At 36.2% G+C, this 20,539-nt stretch carries 18 protein-coding genes and 1 pseudogene; 2 read left to right on the plus strand and 17 right to left on the minus strand.

Going from position 1 to position 20,539, the window contains the following annotated elements; all coding sequences use genetic code 11:
• Positions 1-17: 17 nt before the first annotated feature.
• Both asd and spoVFB read right to left on the minus strand, forming a co-directional pair.
• Positions 18-1,064, minus strand: coding sequence for an aspartate-semialdehyde dehydrogenase (asd, locus tag KPL75_RS05320; RefSeq protein WP_002014577.1), 1,047 nt, complete (start codon positions 1,062-1,064; stop codon positions 18-20).
• Positions 1,065-1,214: 150 nt separating this feature from the next.
• Positions 1,215-1,403, minus strand: a pseudogene (gene spoVFB, locus KPL75_RS05325) (dipicolinate synthase subunit B); the annotation flags it as partial.
• 400 nt (positions 1,404-1,803) lie between these two features.
• On the opposite strand from spoVFB, the gene KPL75_RS05330 reads away from it, so the two are divergent.
• Positions 1,804-2,493, plus strand: coding sequence for a DUF3994 domain-containing protein (locus KPL75_RS05330; protein WP_219919675.1), 690 nt, complete (start codon positions 1,804-1,806; stop codon positions 2,491-2,493).
• Between the two features lie 316 nt (positions 2,494-2,809).
• On the opposite strand, the gene KPL75_RS05335 is transcribed toward KPL75_RS05330, so the two are convergent.
• The 3 genes from KPL75_RS05335 to KPL75_RS05345 are packed head-to-tail and all read right to left on the minus strand — an operon-like array spanning position 2,810 to position 4,346.
• A complete protein-coding gene (locus tag KPL75_RS05335; RefSeq protein WP_219919676.1) occupies positions 2,810-3,874 on the minus strand; it encodes an N-acetylmuramoyl-L-alanine amidase in 1,065 nt (354 codons plus the stop codon).
• Positions 3,871-4,110: a holin gene (locus tag KPL75_RS05340; RefSeq protein WP_219919677.1), complete on the minus strand. Its 240-nt coding sequence runs from the start codon at positions 4,108-4,110 to the stop codon at positions 3,871-3,873. Before KPL75_RS05340 ends, KPL75_RS05335 begins: the two co-directional genes overlap by 4 nt.
• Complete coding sequence (locus tag KPL75_RS05345) at positions 4,110-4,346, minus strand: hemolysin XhlA family protein (RefSeq protein ID WP_078180707.1); 237 nt, start codon at positions 4,344-4,346, stop codon at positions 4,110-4,112. The genes KPL75_RS05340 and KPL75_RS05345 overlap by 1 nt, the downstream gene beginning before the upstream one ends.
• Before the next feature lie 248 nt (positions 4,347-4,594).
• Between KPL75_RS05345 and KPL75_RS05350 the strand changes: the two genes are divergently transcribed.
• Positions 4,595-4,933: a hypothetical protein gene (locus KPL75_RS05350; RefSeq protein WP_219919678.1), complete on the plus strand. Its 339-nt coding sequence runs from the start codon at positions 4,595-4,597 to the stop codon at positions 4,931-4,933.
• 230 nt (positions 4,934-5,163) lie between these two features.
• Here the strand turns inward: KPL75_RS05350 and KPL75_RS05355 are convergent, their stop codons facing one another.
• From KPL75_RS05355 to KPL75_RS05410, 12 genes are all read right to left on the minus strand, one after another.
• Positions 5,164-9,834 (minus strand): phage tail spike protein, encoded by a 4,671-nt coding sequence (locus KPL75_RS05355; RefSeq protein ID WP_219919679.1) that lies wholly within the window; start codon positions 9,832-9,834, stop codon positions 5,164-5,166.
• The gene (locus tag KPL75_RS05360; protein WP_219919680.1) at positions 9,831-11,303 is read right to left on the minus strand and encodes a distal tail protein Dit; all 1,473 of its coding nucleotides are present in this window, start codon (positions 11,301-11,303) and stop codon (positions 9,831-9,833) included. The genes KPL75_RS05355 and KPL75_RS05360 overlap by 4 nt, the downstream gene beginning before the upstream one ends.
• 35 nt (positions 11,304-11,338) lie before the next feature.
• Positions 11,339-14,947 carry a phage tail tape measure protein gene (locus KPL75_RS05365; RefSeq protein WP_219919681.1) on the minus strand — a complete coding sequence of 1,203 codons (3,609 nt, stop codon included), beginning with the start codon at positions 14,945-14,947 and terminating at the stop codon, positions 11,339-11,341.
• Between the two features lie 231 nt (positions 14,948-15,178).
• The gene (locus tag KPL75_RS05370) at positions 15,179-15,541 is read right to left on the minus strand and encodes a hypothetical protein (protein ID WP_219919682.1); all 363 of its coding nucleotides are present in this window, start codon (positions 15,539-15,541) and stop codon (positions 15,179-15,181) included.
• 4 nt (positions 15,542-15,545) lie between these two features.
• Positions 15,546-16,133: a major tail protein gene (locus KPL75_RS05375; RefSeq protein ID WP_219919683.1), complete on the minus strand. Its 588-nt coding sequence runs from the start codon at positions 16,131-16,133 to the stop codon at positions 15,546-15,548.
• Positions 16,134-16,454, minus strand: a complete 321-nt coding sequence (locus tag KPL75_RS05380) for a hypothetical protein (RefSeq protein WP_219919684.1) — start codon at positions 16,452-16,454, stop codon at positions 16,134-16,136. It lies immediately after the preceding gene.
• Positions 16,451-16,795 carry an HK97 gp10 family phage protein gene (locus tag KPL75_RS05385; protein ID WP_219919685.1) on the minus strand — a complete coding sequence of 115 codons (345 nt, stop codon included), beginning with the start codon at positions 16,793-16,795 and terminating at the stop codon, positions 16,451-16,453. Before KPL75_RS05385 ends, KPL75_RS05380 begins: the two co-directional genes overlap by 4 nt.
• Position 16,796: 1 nt before the next feature.
• Positions 16,797-17,147 carry a phage head closure protein gene (locus KPL75_RS05390; protein WP_219919686.1) on the minus strand — a complete coding sequence of 117 codons (351 nt, stop codon included), beginning with the start codon at positions 17,145-17,147 and terminating at the stop codon, positions 16,797-16,799.
• Position 17,148: 1 nt separating this feature from the next.
• On the minus strand, positions 17,149-17,442 hold the full coding sequence (locus KPL75_RS05395; protein ID WP_219919687.1) for a hypothetical protein: 294 nt from the start codon (positions 17,440-17,442) through the stop codon (positions 17,149-17,151).
• 5 nt (positions 17,443-17,447) lie between these two features.
• The gene (locus KPL75_RS05400; RefSeq protein WP_219919688.1) at positions 17,448-18,599 is read right to left on the minus strand and encodes a phage major capsid protein; all 1,152 of its coding nucleotides are present in this window, start codon (positions 18,597-18,599) and stop codon (positions 17,448-17,450) included.
• 3 nt (positions 18,600-18,602) lie between these two features.
• A complete protein-coding gene (locus KPL75_RS05405; RefSeq protein ID WP_219919689.1) occupies positions 18,603-19,391 on the minus strand; it encodes a head maturation protease, ClpP-related in 789 nt (262 codons plus the stop codon).
• Entirely contained in the window at positions 19,375-20,538 is a 1,164-nt protein-coding gene (locus KPL75_RS05410; RefSeq protein WP_219919690.1) for a phage portal protein, read from the minus strand. The genes KPL75_RS05405 and KPL75_RS05410 overlap by 17 nt, the downstream gene beginning before the upstream one ends.
• Position 20,539: the final 1 nt, after the last annotated feature.

Genomic DNA, 20,539 nt, shown 5'->3' on the forward strand with positions numbered 1-20,539 from the left:
CACCTTCTCTTAGCCGTTTACACTAATTGTAATTTTACTAAGCGCTCTGCAATTTGAACAGAATTCCATGCAGCGCCTTTTAATAAGTTATCAGATACGACCCAAAGATGGAATCCTTTATCATTATTTAAATCTTTACGGATTCTTCCAACGAATACTTCGTTTTTACCTACTGCAGTAGCTGGCATTGGATATAACTGCTCTGCTGGATTATCTTGCAGTACAATACCTTCTGCATTTGCAAGTAAGTTTTTCATTTCTTCTACTGTTACGCCTTCTTTATCTACTTCAATATACACAGACTCAGAATGACCCGATACAACTGGTAAACGTACACATGTCGCAGCTACTTCTAATTCAGGCATATGCATAATTTTTTTCGTTTCATTAATCATTTTCATTTCTTCAAATGTAAATCCATTATCTTGGAATTTATCAATCTGTGGAATAGCATTAAAAGCAATTTGGAAATGCTTTTCGTCACCTGATACAGGTAAAACATTCGCCTTTACTTCTTCACCATTTAAGATTGCTTGTGATTGTTCATGAAGTTCTTCAATAGCTGCCGCACCAGCACCTGATACAGCTTGGTATGTGGAAACGATTACTCGTTTTAAACCATATTGCTGGCGAACTGGCTCAAGAGCTACTACCATTTGAATTGTAGAACAGTTTGGATTTGCAATAATACCATTATGTTCTTTTAAATCATTTTCATTTACTTCAGGTACAACAAGTGGCACGTTTTCTGTCATACGGAATGCACTTGTATTATCAACAACAATTGCACCGCGCTTTGCTGCTTCAGGCGCTAATTGTTTCGATACAGATCCACCAGCACTAAATAGTGCAATATCTACTCCTTCAAAACTTTCAGGAGTTGCCTCTTGAACTGTAAATTCTTCGCCTTTAAATACAAGTTTCTTACCTGCAGATCGTTTAGATGAAAGTAACGTTAACTTCCCAATTGGAAATTCTCGTTTCTCTAAAGTATTTAACATTTGTTCACCAACTGCGCCGGTTGCTCCAACTACAGCGACATGAAAAGTTTTTTGCTTTTCCATCACTATGCCCCTTTCTAGATACCAATCCTTCTATAACTTAGAATTAGAAGGAGCTTACTATGCCCCTTCTAATCTTAATAACGTTAATTTTATCATATTCTACAGTAAGAATGATGGTTTCATCAAAAATTGTCCGTTTTTTTTCGTTTTTTAATTCATATATCTGAATTTTTCTACAACGACAGGTTGTAATTGTTTTCCTTGTAACGCTTCTAATACTGTATCTTCAAGTAACTCCATACGAGCTACCATTGAGTTCGGTTTTTTCTCTGGTGCATCTTGGCCGAATGGTACGAAGTATATGTCTTTTGTAGCCATTAGGCGCATGAGGTTGACGCCAACAGGGTGATGACAATATAAATATTTCTTCTTTCTTCTATTATATTGCCATTTCACATCCTGTAAATTTATTTTCATTCCCAAGCATATATATCATACGTTTTTTATTAATACAATAAACGAATTCAACAGTATTGTATTAATTTGGTTGGCAAGTTCTATTTCGATAGTGAGTTTATGAAAGCATAAACTGCCCCCAAACGTTGAGGATCGGATACGGTGTAATTTTTTCAAAAGCATACGGAGCGGGGTTCTCTACAACCGTAATACATGTTTTCATATTGTTAAAACGCTCAAAACCCCTCTTAAGGATGGAATATTTGTATATCTTATTCATGTAATTTATGTTATGGTTTCATATGTTAATTAATTACGATTCATTTAAAAAGGAGTATACATAATGAAAGCAAAGAAACTAATAGCGTTAGCTTTACCTGTTATGTTATTAGCAGGTTGTACGCTAGAAACATACGGACTTACTCAATCAGAGTATAGACAGGTGGATAAAGAGTTTAATGCAGATAAGATGGTAAAGGATATGAAACAGTTGCATTATAGCGATGAACAGATTGAAGCACAGCTAAGAGGTGCGTTAGCATCTCTAGACTCTGATAAAGAAGATAAAAAGTCTACTTCTACTTATGAGACAGAAGAGGAGACTGAGAAAGATGTATCTAAAATAAATGACGATAATATAGATGGTTTTGTTTCAGACTCATTCTTTATGAGCCTTACAGATGGAGAGATTGGTATATCGTCAAACAGTAAAGAACTAGTAGGTCACTGGGGTATTTATAAGAATAATTTCTTTTCTGTAGGTTTAGACTTGAAAAAAGATGGTTCATACATGTTATATGAGAGTAGAAGTAAAAAGGACCATAAGGAAAACTATATAAAAGGTAAATGGACATATGATTCAGCAACAAAGAAACTTAATCTTGCAATTGATAAGTATGTGCAAGAAGGTAAGAATCAAGATAAGGACAGTCTTAACTCTAACATAGAGTATACTATAAAGTCATTTAAAAATGACGTTTTTCAAATGGAGGATGTAAAAGAAAACGTATTAAAAGCTAAGAAAGTGAAGTAGTTTTAGTATCATATAACATGTTAAAGTGGTGTGACGGTGAAAGCAAGGAAACGATAAAGAAAAGGTTGAATGGTATCAACAATCTGTACTTGATGGTTTGGAACATTTTAATGATTCACTAAACGCAATAAAAGAAATAGAGGAATAAGATATGTCCTTTAATTTAGGGGGAGCATCTTCATGAAGGTTGTACGCTCTATATTTAAAACTTTTCGTTTAGTAGGTTTAATTGTAAAGCCAGTACTTAAAGCATTATCTAAAAGTAAATTCTAATTACATAGCAATAAAAAAAGCCGTCAAATGACGGCTCTTGTTTTTACTTCACATACACATAGGCTTCATTTGCTGTTACATAGTATGTTTTACCCTGGCTGTTGTGTACTTTATATTGTGACGATCCATTGACATTTATTTTCGCATCAATTGTGAATCCTAACCCTGCATCCACAGAACCAGCAACATCTTTATCCTGCCAAGATGGAACATCATAGAAACGTAGATTGTTAACTTTAGAAACAACACGCTTTCCTACAATAGAAGAATCCACTGTACTTTTCTTATTAAACTTAACATAAGATGGATCGTTCTTAATCCATTGCTCACCGCCAAGATTTAACCAACCATCCTTTTCGCCCCAAACAATATATGATTCTGGTTTGTTCAACTGACGAATATTAGAATAGCTTGTATCTGGTCCTTTGCGTAAGTTAACGTTGTAACCTTCAATATAAGCCACACCATCAGTAACAGCCGTAGGCACTTCAGCTGGTTTAGAAGGTTTCTCAGGAACAGAAACTTCAACATTTGAATTATTATATGCTCGTTGTACCTCCGCTCTAAATTGCCCTTCAGATACACCGTGAGATTTTAAGTAATCAAGTGGATCTTCATGATCTGTACCGCCAAGATATTTCGTTACATCGTAGTGAGTCCACAATCCTTTTTCTACAGATAATCCTCGATCACGTAAGATTTTAGCTAGTAACTTTACGTATTTATCATAGCTGCGCTTAAATTTCTCATAATCTCTTGTTTCACATAACTCTACATGAACAAAGCGTTTATTTGCTCCTGGTCCAGCTCCATAAGCAATGTACTTTGTATCAGCGATTTGGATTGTTTCGTTCCAATCGACTGCATAGTGAACGAATGCAGAACGCCACGTACGAGACTCGTATTTTTGAATATTGATAGCTGGCGCTTCTGGAGTTGCTGTGGAATGAGCTACAACGCCTTCATAAGCACCTACACCATAACGGTATGGTTGTTTTGGTAAATCAGGAATAATAAGCGTTCTATCAGCAAAAGCACTTGTTGTAAAAGAAACAGCAAGTACTAGAATCATAAGAAATGAAGTAACATGTTTCATTAACTTTTTCATTTAGCATCAACATCCTTTTTCATAATTTTTGTGTGGTCAAATAATCCACTTGCTGACAGTCCAATGATGATTCCTTGAAATACATTTGTTTTGATATCTCCGCCCAAAAATAAAACGCCTAGCACAATGCCAAGCGTTAAATTTAATAACGGAACGTATTTTGTTTGTAATCCAATTGTTTTAGCGATTTGTGAAAGACCAACAACAATTCCAATCATTACAGTAATCTCAATCATTACATACCACCACCCTTCAACAATAAACCGATAAGTGCTGTTACGATTGCACCAATAATGATACGGAGAATCCAAGTAGTATTGGCGCTAATCTTCTCAAGCTGTTTGTTTATATTCACAATGTCCTTTTCATTGACAGTGGTACGTGTTTCTATGTTTCGGATGTCTCGTTGCATATCTTTTTGATCTAACTTTATCTGTTGGATCTCTTGCTTTAAATCTTGAATTTCTTGCATTGGTTCAGCTCCTTTCAAAATAAAAAGAGAGAGACGATTGCTCGTCCCTCTTTGGAATAAATGCCGTATTTTATTCAGAATGATTTTACTATTGTTTATTTTGCTCTTAATGTTTTATAGTACTGCGTTTTTTGTTATCGTTTAGTAGTACATATATCTCACTAATTGGTACACTGATTTAAAAAATATAGAATGCTCATTCAATTAAGGATATTTATTGTCACTTAAAGTAGAAAGCAGGTATGCATATGGAAGAGATCATTGATTTATCTTTAATTTTCTTTTTCTTTCTTCTAATAGTCTTCATTGTATGCTTTATATTACAAGTATCCATGAAGATTTTTGGTAGGAAGAAAAAACATAACAAATCTATTGAAAAAGAATTAAAAAATCATTCCTCAACACAAGAAATTGGTACTCAGAACGAAACAGGAACAAATGCTAATGATGCTGAAGCAAATTGGATGAATGCTGTGACGACAACAGCATTTATTACAGCATCTATGAAAAGCGCTCAGGATCATTCGGAAGGTAATAATCACGATTCGAATTCAGCGAATCATGACAACGCAGATTCACAGGATTAATTTAACTTAGTGATTTAATCGACATCAAGAGTAACGTTTTTTAAATCACTTTTTATTAATCTTAATCCTTAGTTCTTTTACAAAGATAACTTACCCTGCATCAAATCCGCTCGTTAATATTTAGAGCCCATATACATTACACTTACAGTCGCCTTTTTTTTAAATAAAAAAGCATGTTATCGCACACTTGTCTCTAAAAGCCGTAGTTTATACAAAATAAAAAGACCAGCCTATGACTGCTCTGGTTTCTTATCAATTAATTGTTGTAGTAATAATTCTTCTAACTTTGCTATTCTGTCTTCCTGACGAACTACTAAATCCTTTAATTCGTAAAGTTGATCCTGGATGAAAACTTTCTCAAGTTTTTCTGCTTCGAGTTCTTGTTTTAACATTCCAATATCAAACTGCATATTGTCTGCTTTATAGTCTAGTTCTTGTACCGCTTGCATTGTAATAGAAACAGAGCCATACAGTGTGACTGCATCTTTTTCTTTTGTTGTGAATACTTCATCAGTATCTTCTGCAATCATACCGTAGTTTACAGGTAAAGCATCAATTTCACCTGCATTGTATTTTTCAACATCAGAGATTAAATTATATTTTTTAATTCTTACGCTATTAACTTTTTTCAGTGCTGAGAAAGGTAAGTCTTCGATGTTTGTTTTAACTTTCCGTGTAGACGTATTAATGAAATTCTTTGCATACACATCTGCATCACAGCCAATGTTCCCCATCGTTCGTAATACGCCTAGTTTCATGTTTGCCCAAGAAGTTCCCGTTCCATTTTTAATCTGTAATCCGTCCCCAACATAGTCAGGATGTCTTGCCACTCTAAACATAAGCTGATTTGCAAAGGTAAAATCAACATCGCCATTATTTGTAGGGCTTTTATCCGTAATTACTAGAGAAGGGTATGAGCGGTTGTCACTTGTGTGAAAGTAAAAGTAGCCACGTTTAGCAGTAAAGTTAATATCCTTAGAAGCACTTAAATTTATAAAACCAGTTGTTGATCCTGTAGCATTAGCATTTAAGATCACGTTTCCGTTATCATTCAGAATCTTGAAGTCACCTTGAGACTTGAGCTCCATTCCTCCATCGTAACGATAGAAATTAATGTAACTTGATTTCAAGATGTCATTGCCACTTTTACCAGTAGCAATTCCAATGGAAGCAACTGAGTTAGTCCATTGAGTTCCTGCAATTGTAGTTTGATCAAGTACTAAAGAACCGTTAAGGGTTCCTGAACTTTCATAATCATTACCTAAGATTAAGGCAGACTGAATATTACTATCTGTACGGTTAATAAACCCAAAGTAACCACGAGCCTGATTGCTGCCGTATAAAGTCATGTTCTGAGCATTCAAGCGGATTTGGTTAGCACCTGAACCTTGAGGTGCTGTCTGTATAGTCACACCTTGGAGCGTTTGAGCTTTCAAGTGTTTCGCTTCAATGTGGCCATCCAGATAAATCTTACCAGCCTGAATCAATACAGATTGAGCTGTTTGATTGATTGTGGAAGCGATATCTCCGGATTTAACTCTGAGGTTAATCTCGTTACTCATTACACTGAGTGTGCTTGTATGAGTATCTACAATAGCCTTACTTCCAAATTGACCGTTTGCTTCTGTTTTTGTGTAAACATCCGTTTTCTCTGCCTTTAACTCGATACTTTTAGACTGCTGATTTATACTTGTTTCAAGAGTTGATACTTTAGAGTTAAAATCAGAAGTAGCAACTTTCTTAGCAATCTCACCTACAAGTTGTTCATAGTTAGCGTAATCTTTAGGGTTCTCCATGAATGTTGAAGGCGTAGTACCTTTTTGTAATTGTGGTTGTGAAACCCACAGTCTACCATTACGATTAATAGTTACGTTCCCTCGAACAGCATTATGAGCTGTAGCAGGGGCAGGTAGAGTTGCCGAAGCATATACCCATGAGTTATTAACTAGTAAAGGTACTAGTTGTACAGCTTTAGAAGCTACCCAAGTCCCACCGTTGTAATAAGATACTTCTATATAAGCCCCACCATCTAATAAGGCTTTGCTATCAGTGTAAAACCAAGCAGAAAATACATGGTCACCTGAGTTAGCTTGACTTGCTACACCTTGATACATACTAGAAGGTTTGTTAGCTGTTAGATCAGTAGTTTCTAACTTCACAGAGTTAAATCCATCGTGGTTACGAGCTGACTCAGGTGCAGCTTTAAAGTTTGTTCCATTAGCCCATAAACCCCATTTATCGACACTAGGTGTTCTACTAGTTATAACTCCTGTAGAAGCCTCTATTGTTCGGCTTTCGAATGCAGTGTTAAATAGTAAGTTTGTACTTCCTAACCCTCCTACATATTCTTGCATTTGGGTATCAGAAACTTTAGATTTAATTTGATTATTCAACTGCGTGATATCGCTAGTGTTTTGTTGAACAATCGCCCCTTGTTGCCCCTGCATTTGCGTTAGTGATGTAATATTTTGAGAATTTGAATTTGTAGTTTGCTGTACTTGGTTCAGGGTTGTTTGCATTGTACCTTGGCTATTTTGAACGTTTGTTACAGTAGTTTTAACGCCATCCACACTTTTTTCAATCTCGGTGGTTTTCTTCGTGAATTCATCGGTCGTTACTTGGTCTTCAGGTGCTGGTGTCCATTCAGTTGCTTTATTACCTATTTCTATTTGGAAATTACTAATTTTCAGAGTACCTACCAAACCATCACAACGCATGTTTACACCAAGAAACGCTGCTGTACCTGTAGGGATTAAAGCAACGCGGGAATAGCTACCCTTTTTATTCGTAGAACTAAAGGTAACAGCACCTGTAAACCCTGGATAGGGATTACTTCCCTGCATGTACATCTTACCCACTGGTGCATCACCGATAACTTCCCAGCCAAAGGACACCATAAACTCCTTGCCGTCCATAATGTCGCGGGAATCACCTGCTGCAAATCTGTAAATAGTTACTGCTTGATTATTAATATTAGTACCAATCATAACAGCCGGAATAGTTGTACCTACTACAACGTTACGCCCACCTATTTTGGTATTAGCAATTTTCGTTTCTACACTCTCTAATTTTTCGCTAATCTTCCCAGCTTCCTCTTTAATTTCAGTTGTTACTTTCTTAAGATCATTTGTTGTTTGCTGCACATCAGAAACAGTCTTTTTTGTACCTTCCACAGTTGTTTCAACCGTATTTAATTTATTACTAATTTCAGTATCTTTTTTCGTTAACGATTCAATAGAAGTTTTAAATCCACTAGAATCCTGTTCGAACTTAGTTACCTTCTTATCAATTTCACCTTGTTTGTTCTCAATATTAGAAATCGTACGACTAACGCCTTGTAAACTTTCCTTCACTTCATTTACTTGTCCTGTTGCTTGATTTTGCGCTTCCTGGACCTTTTTATTTAACTCTGTTTTTGTGGACTCAATATCTTTGTTGACCTGCTCTAAAGTTTCTTTCTTTGCCTTCTCCACATCAGGGACAACAGATTCCCAAACCGTGCCAGTCCATATTTTTAAAATACCAGGCTTACCACCACTAATGTCACGCCATAACGTTTTATTCGGTTTGAGATTAGCAGTAGGTGGTTTAACACTTTCTATGATATCCACAAGATTTTGCTCCATGTAATTTTGAGTTGCTTCTGCTAAATCTTTGGCTGTTTGACTTTCTTTTTGAGCCTTATCTGCTTTATCCTTAGCATCAATAATATCTTTATTTTGTTCATTCACTCGGTCTTTTAATTGGTCAAATAGTCCTTGAGGAACCTTGTCATACAATGAGCTAAGCATCTTTTGGTACAATCTACGCAACTCATCATTTGGATCAACAATCTCACGATAATCACCAAACGCATAATCATCTTGATCGGGATTTTTAAAGGATTCATTACCAGCAACAGCACGCGCTTCAAGGTATAGCTTAGGTGTGAATCCTGTATCTTTAATTCGTATTGTATCGCCCTCATTAATTAGTTCGTGCGCTAACCCAAATACTCGTCCAATACTTTGAGCTTGAACATCGTAAGAAACAGAAGTATTCACGCGTTTATCCATTTCTGTTTTCATAAGAATCTTCAGACGTTGCGGAGACATGTCTTGATCTTCTGTTTCTGGAGTATAAAATCCGAATTTATGCTGTCCTTTTTCGTTCCATCTTTGAAAAGCATCATCATCCACAAGATAAGGTACACCATTATTTATTTCTGAAATAGTAATAAAACCTCCGCCTTCTTTTCTCACAAAACCTAATAAGGCAGTACAAATATTTTGAGAGTTTTCAATACGTTTAATACCCATCAAATCTTTACCAAGGGTTACCTCTTTTTTTGTATCTCGTCCTCTTTTCTTAACCATGTCAACGTAACGACCAACGATTTGAGAGCCCAAAACTTCAGCACGATATTGAATTTCTAACTCAAATGAAGCTGCAATCTTTTTAAGTAAATTTAATGGATCGGTAAATTCATCAATGGTCATAGAATGCGATCCATTATGTTCTGTTTCACCTATTTTCCATTTCGTCCCTTTAAGGGCTATTTCCATACATTCTTTCAATGTTTTACTTTCAAACTTTTGTGGGCTAATAATTCCTGCTTTAGCAAGTTGAATCCAATCACCTGATGCATAAACTGTTAATGACCTATCATCAGAATTTTTTTCCACTTCTGTAATGACATAAGGAACGATTCTACGACCACGTACTTCTTTTAACACTAAATTTTGTTGCACAAGCATTGCTGCATGCTCTGTATTCTCAAACACTCTAAACTCTAATGTATCGATATTATTTTTAATTTCCCAATGTCGTTTGTCATCCCAATAGTCTTTGGGTTGTATAGCTGAAACGATTTGACTTGTTTTAAAATCAACAACATGTACGTCCCCACTTGGTGTTCTCATCTAAATCGCTCCCTGTATGTTAATTCCGGTATCCCCACATTAGCTGGACGTACTATAATTTCATTTTGCCCTCGTTTCACAACAGGAAATGTGCTAAATATGTCTTTCAGCGCTATTGCGTTTGTTCCGTTTATCGTTACAAGTGAACGTTCTGTATCTATTTGAATTTTATCTCCTACATCGAAAATATAAGGAGTTTCATCTATTGTTAAAGTATTTATTTTCCAAAACTTAACATCTTCAATAAATACAATGTCAGCAGGCGGATTCGCACCATAAACAATACAACCTACAGCTATCTTTGCTACTGGTCTAGCTGTCATAGGATTACTGTCAGACTCATCTCTCCATGTACGAACAAAACTAGCATCATCTATTTCAGTATTTTTGCGATATTTAGCAAAATAGAAACTCCATTCTTTGCCCCGGCGAGCTACTGAAACATGTCCTCTAAAGTCATTAAATGTATCAGAGTACATTCCCATCTCGTCAAAAATCCACTTTCTAGTACCTCCTGAATCAATAATCGCTTGTGCCGTTGTCATTTCATGACTCATATACTCGTCAGCCATTGCTAGTTCAACTATTACGTTGTCGTTAGCATCTAAAAGCATTACTACAGTTTTCCCCATTCTGTTCCAGTGTTCGGATTGGAAATTCATTTGCACATCAAGTCTAAAGTCTTGAATAACGCCTCCTGTATTAGGAATCGTTCGCTTCATAAAAGGACCGCGCCACTCAGTATCTGTTCCCGTTCCGTACGAATCAGGTGTAAAAGCATACCCTTGCCACACCTTCATAGCTCCCGAGCTTTTGTAAATACCTATTTTTCCAGTTACAGCTGTCCAAGGGGTTAAACTTTTCATTTCGTCCCATATGAGACGTTCATTTTGTTTTGCAACACGAGTTTTAACCCCTGTAGGATATCCCAGTCTAAAGTATTCGTCATCATTCCATACATCAAGGAAAGGACTCTGCGCTCCTACAGTGATATCTATAATAGGATTAGACTCTACAGAACCTTTGTTAAGAAAACTAGTCTTTAAGTCACCATTTGCAATAGCCAAGGTTTTCTTTTGTACAGGACCTAACTTATATGGCATTGGGCAAATAAATTTTAAAGTATCTTTTCCTAGACTCACAAAATCATCAACATTAAAATCTTCATCAATAACAGCTATATATGTTCTATCTGGTTTTGTGTCAAAAGTTAGCTCAACTGCTTCTTCTGTAATTAACCAAGCTGCTATTTCTTCTTTTAACGTTTCTAAATCTGTTCCATCTGGAACGATAATTCCCACAGGAACAGGAAGTGGACGAGGATCTGTTTCCGTTCCTAATAATCTTGCACCTGGATATCCAGGTGTTTTTAAAAAATTTCGTTTTAGAGGTGCCCATGTTGGTGGACTCCATCCTTTTTCTATTTGGATATATTTTTTACGTTCATTGTTAAATGTAAAAGAGCTCATTTTGACACCTCGTTTCTCTATAAAGTAAAAGAAACCTAAAAGTCTGAGTTTCTTCGTTCTTCTCTTTCTTGATACTCTTTTGTATATCGATAAGTTCCACGTGCCACGTCTCGACCTTCTAAAACAACAGGAACCTCAACTACCAAGTCACCACCAAGCATTGGAATTGCTCCGCCACCAGATGATCCAGACGAGTAATTAAATACTTGATTTGATACACCGTTTGTCATGGCTTGTCTGCTATTTGACATACTTCCATACACACCACTCATAACAGTCTTTAATCCTGATAACTGGCTCATAGAACTATCCATCATGCGACTCATATCACCCATTAATTGACTCATAGATCTGGTAGTACCAATCATAGTCTTAGCAATACCTTCACCAATATCTCCAAGTGTCTTTTTATTTAATGGTAAAACCGCTTCTGGTCCAGCTTCTCCTGCGCCTTGCAAGTTTCCGCCATTCATCCCGAATATTGTAGGCTTAGTGAATATACCACCTTTCGCGCGCCAATCAATATTAATTCCAGATGGATAAGTAACATCTTTCCCTAAAACATTTTTTGTACTTGTTTGCAAACTAAAATGCGGAAGAGGTGGCATTTCTGGTTTTGGAATTTTTAATTTCAAGTCACTAAAGAATCCCTTAATCTTCCCAATAAATTTTTCTATGCTGTCAACAGCATCTTTTATCGGGTCAACAATAAAACGTTTTGCCGCTTCAAATTTTTCTTGCGCTGCATTCTTCACAGAATCAAATTTTTCTTTAGCTGAGTTATATAAATCAGTAAATTTTTGCTTAGCTTGATTATACGTTTCAGTGACTGGATCAATCACATATTTTTTCACCAAATTCCACGCTGTAAGTGTATAAGATTTTATCGTTTCCCAATTACTTAATATCCAATTTGCTAAATCTCCAAGTTTTTGCTTGGTTGCATTCCACAAGTCTTGAACAGGCTGGATAACATACTGTTTTATTAAATTCCAAGCCATAAGGGTGTAAGATTTCGCTGTTTCCCACTGTGAACCAAGCCAAGAAACTAAGTCACTAAATTTTTCTTTCACTAAGTTCCATGTTTCCTGAACCGGTTGAATGATATATTGTTTAAATAATCCCCATGCAACTTGTGCCACAGCTTTTGCGATTTCCCATTGTGTACCAAGCCAAGCAACCATTTCACCGATTTGTTTACTTACCCAATCATAAGCTTGTTTGATTGGTTGAATAATAAATTGGGAAATGGCTGCCCAGGCAATTTGCGCTCCAGCTTGAATAAGTAGCCAACCAGCTTCTAAAACGGTAGAAACCGCCGAAATAATTGGATCTAAAACAGTAAGAATTGTATTCCAGGTTTCCTGCCAGGTTTGCACTAATGTCCCCCACAGTTCTGAAGCTGTTGTAACTAAAGAAGACCACCAAGAAGATGCTGTTTCAACAATTCCAGACCATAAGATACTAAAGAATTCGCCTATCGGATCAAAGAAACTATGCATCATTTCAGTGAACGAGGCCCAAGCCCCAGAAAAGAATTCAACGATAGAATTCCAGGTACTACTACATATCTCACCTATACCCGTCCATAAATCACTAAAAAACTGACCTATTGGATCAAAAAATTCATGCATTATTTCTAAAAATGAAGACCAGGATTCACTACAGGATTGAACGATACCGTCCCAAAGTTCTATTAAATATTCCTTAATAGAATTCCAGGTTTCTATTGTCCAATTTTTGATATCATCCCAATTTTTATAAATAGCAATCCCAAGAGCAACTATAGCCGCTATGATAAGAGGAACAGCAGCGACTATCCCTAGCGCTGCGGCCGCTCCAATCTCAAAAATACTCATCACCGCCATAACTATAGGAGCAAGTGCCATCACTGCACCTGAGATTATGCCGATAGCCATTGCAACAGCTGTCAACGTGGCTGCTAATTTAGGGTTGTTAGAAATCCATTCTGCTACTTTAGAAATAACATCAGCTATAACACTAAGAACAGGCTTTAATGCTACTTGTAAATCTTGCATTGCTTTTTGAAACTTAACTGCTGGACTTGCATCCATTTTTTTTATGGATTCATTTAATTTATCCTGATTCTTCTGGAAGTCTACTGTTTTTTCTGAAGCGTTTATTAAAGTATTAGTTAAATTTTGTCCTTGGTCTTCAAACATAGTGGCTAGAACTTTAACCCCTACTTGATTCTTTTTAACAGGATCTTCTATTCCTTCTATCGCTTTAGCTACTTCCACCATAGCTTTCGAACCGTCACTTCCACCTTTAGCGACAGCTGCACCCCATTTTTCTATTTGTTCAGTTGCAATGCCTGATCCATCAAGTGCTTCTTTTAAAGCTTTATCCGCACCTTGAGCAAATTCGGTTAGTTGGATTCGCCCCTCCTTCAGCCCATCTAACATATTGTCGATATTCCAACTACCCGTTTCAACCCCCGCTTCCATAATCGCTTGGACTTCTTCAGCTTTAAAACCTGCACGAGTCAGCTGACTTCCGTATTCGGCAATGATATCTAGTTGCTCTGGTGGAAATCCCATTTTTAACAACGCATCAACCATACCAAGAGCACTTTCTTGAGTTATCCCTAATTCACTACCTATTTCGTATGTTTCTTGAATTAATTCTGTAAAATCTATTCCTTCATAGGATTGCGCGATTGTTGCTGCTCCCTTTACTATAGATGCATTCGCTTCATCACTAATGTCTTTATTTAAAGCCCATTGTCTACGTACACCAGCAAGCGATTCTTCAGCATCCACCCCATAAGCGGTTACGCCTCTTATTGCTTCTTCCACTGATTTTTTAGAGGACTCTGGAACATCGAATGTTATATCAATCTTAGTTTTCAACTTTGACATATCCATTGCTTTTTCAATCGCAGTTGCAATACCACCACCGGCAGCTATACCACCTATGACGTTTTCTAATCCTACCTTTAGTCCTTCAAACTTCTTCTCTGTTCTTCCAGCTTCTTGTTGTAAATCTCTTAACTCATTTCGTACTTGTTGTATTGAGTTCCCAGCATCCACAGAACGAAGTGCCCTTTGCAACTTTTCAATATCAGCTTCTGTTCCTAATGCTTCTCGCCCAATAATCCCAATTGCTTGTTCTAACTGACGGCTTGTAGCTGTTCCGCTTTTAATTGCATTCACAAGACGATTTCCTAATGCCCCTGCAAAATCATCAACACTTTTACCTGTAGCATGAAATAAAGTTTCTAATTGCCTTGTTGAACTTGCTACATTTTCTTGTTCAGCTTTCATGTTACCGAGTTTGTTTTTTAAACCATCAAGAGACCCTTGTGTAAATTCAATTTCACGCCTAAAAGCACGATACTGTTCTTCAGAAATTTTTCCGTTTTGAAACTGTGCTTGAACTTGTTGTTCAGCTGTCTTCAATTTGTCTAGCTTTTGTGTGGTATTTTCTATTTGTTGTGTGAGTAGCTGTTGCTTTTGCGCTAATGCTTCCACATTACCAGGATCAAACTTTAACAACCGTTCAACATCTTTTAATTCTTTTGTTAAATCATTACTACGTTTATTTACATCTTTTAAAGCGTTTTGTAACGGCTCAGTGTTCCCATTGATTTCAATCGTAATCCCTTTAATTCTTCCTGCCATTTTCTCACCTCATTTCTTAGAAAGAATCGTAATCTTTTTGATTCGCTTTTCTGACTTTTTCTTTGTCCGGATTCTCCATTTCAGCAAATTCAGCAATGTAATCAAAACAATCACCAATTGTCATGTCTTCTAAATCCCAACGTGTTAATTTTGCTTTATAACAAAGAGCAAGGAACAAATCAGTTGTTAATTCTTCATCACTGAATGTCCCTTGCTCTTCATCATTTCCTGTTATTTTTTTTTTGCTCCCATAGTGAGTTGAACTAGTTCCATTATTTCTGGCATGATTTCTTCAATAGGGAATTCTTCAAATTCATCCAGCCACGTCATAGGGTCAGGAATACTTGAATCAGCCGTTTTAGCGAATAACCAAGTCAAGTCATAAATAAGTTCAAAGTCCACTTTACTTATATCAACATTAGGCATATCAATTGGTTGTTCCGATCCATTTGGTGTAGTTAAAGCATTAATTGCTCCTAACCCCATCATATCTGCAAATAAATTACGTCTGAATTGTGCCTTATATCGTTTAACTGTTGCTGCTGTACTTTTTAATTTGACTTGTTTGCCGTCTATTGTAATTGTCTTTTCCATTTACTTATGCTCCTTTTGGCGCTGCTGGTGTTTTTATATATACTTTTTTATACCAGTTATCATAAATTGCTGGTGTTGTTTTAGCGGTCGTTTTTGTTTTAACCATACGGTTTCCGGCAATGTCAATTGGACTAGAAACGAATTTTAACTCGTTTGTATTTGGTTCAGCTGAACTTGTTTTTGTTTTAGATGCAATCGTAGGACGACTTGCTGTACAACTAAACATAACGTGTCGAGTCGCTTTCAAATCACCATCAAATTCAAATAGTAATGCGAATGGTTTGCCTTTTGCATCGGCTAACTCATTTAATACACCATCTGTTTCATCTAATTGTTCGCCTAACGCATCAATGGCAAATTGTTCTGGAATACTCGCTATTGATAACGTTCCATCATATCCTTGGTTATTACTTGCGGAGTAAAACAGCATGTCATCAGCGTAAAATTCAATCAAATCACCTCGTGGATCAAACGTTAATTCAACTCCACCAGGCATTGGAATTGGCGTTCCAAATGTAACAACACCATCTTTCACCTCATATGGTGCATAATGAACATTTTTTAAACCGAAAGCCACTTTGTTTTCTGGCATTTACATCAACCTCGTTTCATAAAATTTTTGATATATTTTTTCTGTTTCAATAATCCCTTCGAATGACGAATCATAAGGTATTTCATGATCGTCCAGGACTTGTTCAAGTTTGGATTCTGCAACTGAATCTTTTCTAGTTGTATAAAGCTCTATATTTAAGTCATTTATCTTGTGGTAAACCTTGTTATCAGCCATTAAATTCGCTGATCCATCCACAAGGAAACAAATGTATGGCGGTTTTGGTACTGGTGCTGTGAAATGCGAATAAGCCACAGAATAACCTGTAGCTTCAAGAATTTTTGTTAATTCACCTAATGTCATTGTTGAACCGCCCTTTCGATACGTCTTGGCAATTCATCAATTACATACTCTTCAACTGGACGAATATGCACTTTTGCTGGAACTCGACCACCACTAACTTTTGCATGTCCATTTTCTAAAAGATGTGTTAGTTGTCCTTGTGTATTATGAAGAACAACGCCGTTATCTTCTTTTTTCTTACGCCATCCTTTACGATAAGCGCCTGTTTTTTTAGGACTGCCTTGTTTTAACTTACCTACAGCGATATCCCCTATTTCTTCAATTTCACTTTCTAATTTTTCTTCCACAACATTCGCATATCTTTGTAATTCTCTAGCAATCTCGCTCGCAAAATCATTCATACTAAACATGCTCCTTTGCGATAATAGTCAATGTTTGATACATTTCATCATCATTCATTGGCGGTTCGATAATATCAAAGATACGACCTTTCATATTAATTCGCATTTCTTCCGTGATACCAGAAGTGTATGGAATAACGAATCGATAAATCCGAGTAGCTTGTGAAGCTGAAGCTTCAATATACTCAGACCCTTTCACTGTTTTTATCATCGACCATACTCTTTTTACTTCTTTCCAATCTGTTTCAATTGGTTGATTCAATTCATCTTTTATTACTTCAGGTTGTTCAATGATAATTCGATTCCTAAAATCACCTGTATTCAGTGGTTTTTTGTACTGAAAAGGACGCATATTAATCACCGTCCAATACAATTTCTTCTAAAGCTTTTTCAATGCTGAAACTATTAATCATCGTTAAAAAATTACTATTAAAATACTCAAGCGCATCATTATAGACATAACGAGAGCGTTCAAAAACTAATTCTTTGAACGCTTCATCATTATTTATGTCATAAGATCCGCATATTTTTACTAACGCTTTATTAGATACAAAAAGGATACGTTTTAGGTTATCGTCTTCATCGTCACCTAATCGCATCCTATCTTTGAATTGCTGTAATATTTCATTTGAAATTACTGTATCCATTCAAATCATCCTTGTGCTGGTGGCGTTACTTCTTCAAGTTTCAATGTGTAAACTTGTGAAGTATATTTATCCTTTGGCTTGCCTGTAGCATATTGTTTAGCAATATACAGTGTTGCATCCTCTAAAGCTAATGTTTCTTCAAACTTTTTAATTGGCTCCGTTCCACCCATCGCCGCGATATACTCTCCTTTAACAAAAAACAGCACCTTACCTTGAGGTACAAATACTGATTCTGAAGGAATCGGATTAAATGGTAAACTAGTCACGTATACCCCAGCTGCATTTTGAATTGTTGCGTTTGCTTGTATATCAAAAGTATCAAATGGGTTTGTTACCATAACCACTTTACCAGCAATATTTTTTGGTCGATCTGCATCTGAACCATCAGCATTTAATTTTTTAGCTAGTAATTTAACAACACCTTTCATTTCATTAATTGTTTTGCGCCCTGGTTCGAAAGTTAAAGTCCCTGCTGTTTTTTTGTCAGGATACACTCCACCAACAACACTTCCACTTGGATCTTTTAACAATCCAATAGGCTCTTCTTTACCTGTACCAATTACAAATCCTCGTTCTAAACCTACTGCCCTTGCTTCTGAAATCATTGTACGAACATATCGTTCCACCCAAACTGGACCAAGTTTAAGCATATCGTTCGCTAATGGAATAAACGCAGTTAATTTAAGTTGAGTAATAGATTCTTTTCGGAATGCAGCATTTAATTGCCCTTTAATATCACCAAATAATGGTCCCCATACTGCTGCGCCTTCTGGATCTCCATAAATAAACTCTGTCACAGCTCCTAAGTTCTCTAAGCCGATATGTCCTAGTAACGGATGGCTTTGAACTAAGTCATCAAAAATTCGTTCTTGTGTTGTTTTAGGTAAAGTTTCAGTAGACTTAAAGCCACCTTCTTCTACAACTGCATTAAAGAACTTCATTTCCTCGCTTGTTAATACATTAGCGCCACGAGATTGCATAATAGAACGATCTACCATTGATTCATTCACTTGATTTAAGATATCTGAACGAACATCTGTAGCAAGTGCCTCAATCATAGAATTTAATGCTGCCGATTGTTCTTCTGCTGTACCTTCCTGTGTTGCTTTCGCAAATGCTAGTTTCTTTTCTTCAAAATTATTAAATTTAATCACCATATTTTATTTTCCTCCTAAAGTTAAAAAGAGCGTACTCAGATTCTGTTTTGTATTAACAGGCTCTTGAATAGGCTCTTTTGGATTTGTATTTGTTTGTAAATCATTCAGGATTTCGTTTTTTAACCCTGATAATGCAGCGTTTAAATCTTCTTTTGTAATTCCTTCAGATTTACCTTTATTCAGAGTTCCATTTCTAAAACCGTCGATTACTTTCTGTGGAAGCATGGCAGAAGTGGCAGCTGAAGCAGTCATTTTAACCGGATTATCCATAAACATGATTTCATCCACAAACTTGTTTTCTAATGCTTGTTGTGGGCCCATCCATGTTTCTTCAGCCATCATATTAAGTAGTTCCTCTTCAGATTTACCACTTTTGATGACATAGGCATTTACAATTGCTCGATCTGTTGTTTTCAACATCTCAGCCGCTTTTTCCATATCACGATGATCTCCACCATTCCACATAGAAGCATTGTGGATCATGATTTGTGCTGTTGGTGAAATTCGAACTTTATCACCAGCCATTGCAATAACTGAAGCCGCACTTGCAGCTAAACCAACAATTTGAACTTCAACCTGACCTGGATAATTTTTTAATGCTGTATAAATCTCTGATCCTTCGTGTACATAACCGCCAGGACTATTGATTGATACGATTAAATCCTCACCATTGGCATTAGTAAGTTCTTTTGAAACCTTACCTGGGCTTGCAGCATCCATTTCAAGCCAATCATAAATCCAAGCTTCATCATTAGAAATAATTGGCCCTTTAACGTCAATTTTCACCGTCATTTGTATTCTCACCTCCTTTATTTAAATTCGTTTCGGTATAGTTTTTTGTAATATAATGTTTGTTTAAATTCGGATCATCAGAAACTTCATATCCTACTTCCAATCGAATCTCATTCCCTGTAAATGCACTTGAAGAAATAAGTTTATCGATACTTGTTGCAAGATCAAATATGCTTTGATAGGAAATAGCTTTAACTTCAATTTTTTTCCCTTCAAGATACTCATTCATTTCAAAGAATTTAACGTTTGCTTCATCTGAAATCTTTTTTAATAAAGGATTCACTGTGAAAAGCATGTAATTCTTCGTTTGCTTCTCTACATCCGCCATTTCGCCATATAACAAAGCTGTCGGAATACCAAAAGCCATCGCTACTTGATTTAAAAAACCATTGGTTACTTTATTGATTTCGTCCACACTTTGACCAGAGTTCCCACCGCCTGATGTTTCAGCGTATTTGAATCCAGGCTGTTGTGGAATGATAGCAACATCTTTTTCTCCAATTGCTTTATACATGTTATCAATGAACTCTTGCAACTTTGATTGATGTTCTTTACTCTTTGCAGCAAGCATGTCCATATCAACTGTTCCACGAATTTGATTTTTACGCTTTTGTGAGTTTAATATTCTACCGAATAAATCACCATAATCAGCAAAAAGACCATCAATGAGTGGTGATAATTTATCATTTCGATATCTCAAATGAATAACTTCACTTTGTTTAAAGCTTCTCTTAAACTGATAATCTTTTACTGTGACATTCGTAAAAGTATCTTCAAACACAGCGTATTCGTTATGTTCAAAGTCATCAGCGATAAGTAGATCACCATCATCAGCTTGTATAATTAGAGCTTCATTATCATAAATAAGTTTGTAAATGAACCTCTCCCAAAAGGTACTTGCTGTCATATTCTTATTTGGCCTAACATTTAATCGGTAATAAAGCTCATTCTTTTCAAATTCTTCACCGTTTTTCACTCTAAATTCTGACTGACTAATCGTCCTTCCTAAAAAAGAAATACATGTATCAATCGCTAGTCTTTTCATGTGGATTCTGTTCGTTTTATCAATAAACATTTCCACATCAAACATAAATCCTAATTCACTATTCCTTTTAAATACTGCATCCAGCCATCCAATGATTATCACC

This window comes from Bacillus sp. NP247 (assembly GCF_018966865.1).
Classification (GTDB): Bacteria; Bacillota; Bacilli; order Bacillales; family Bacillaceae_G; genus Bacillus_A.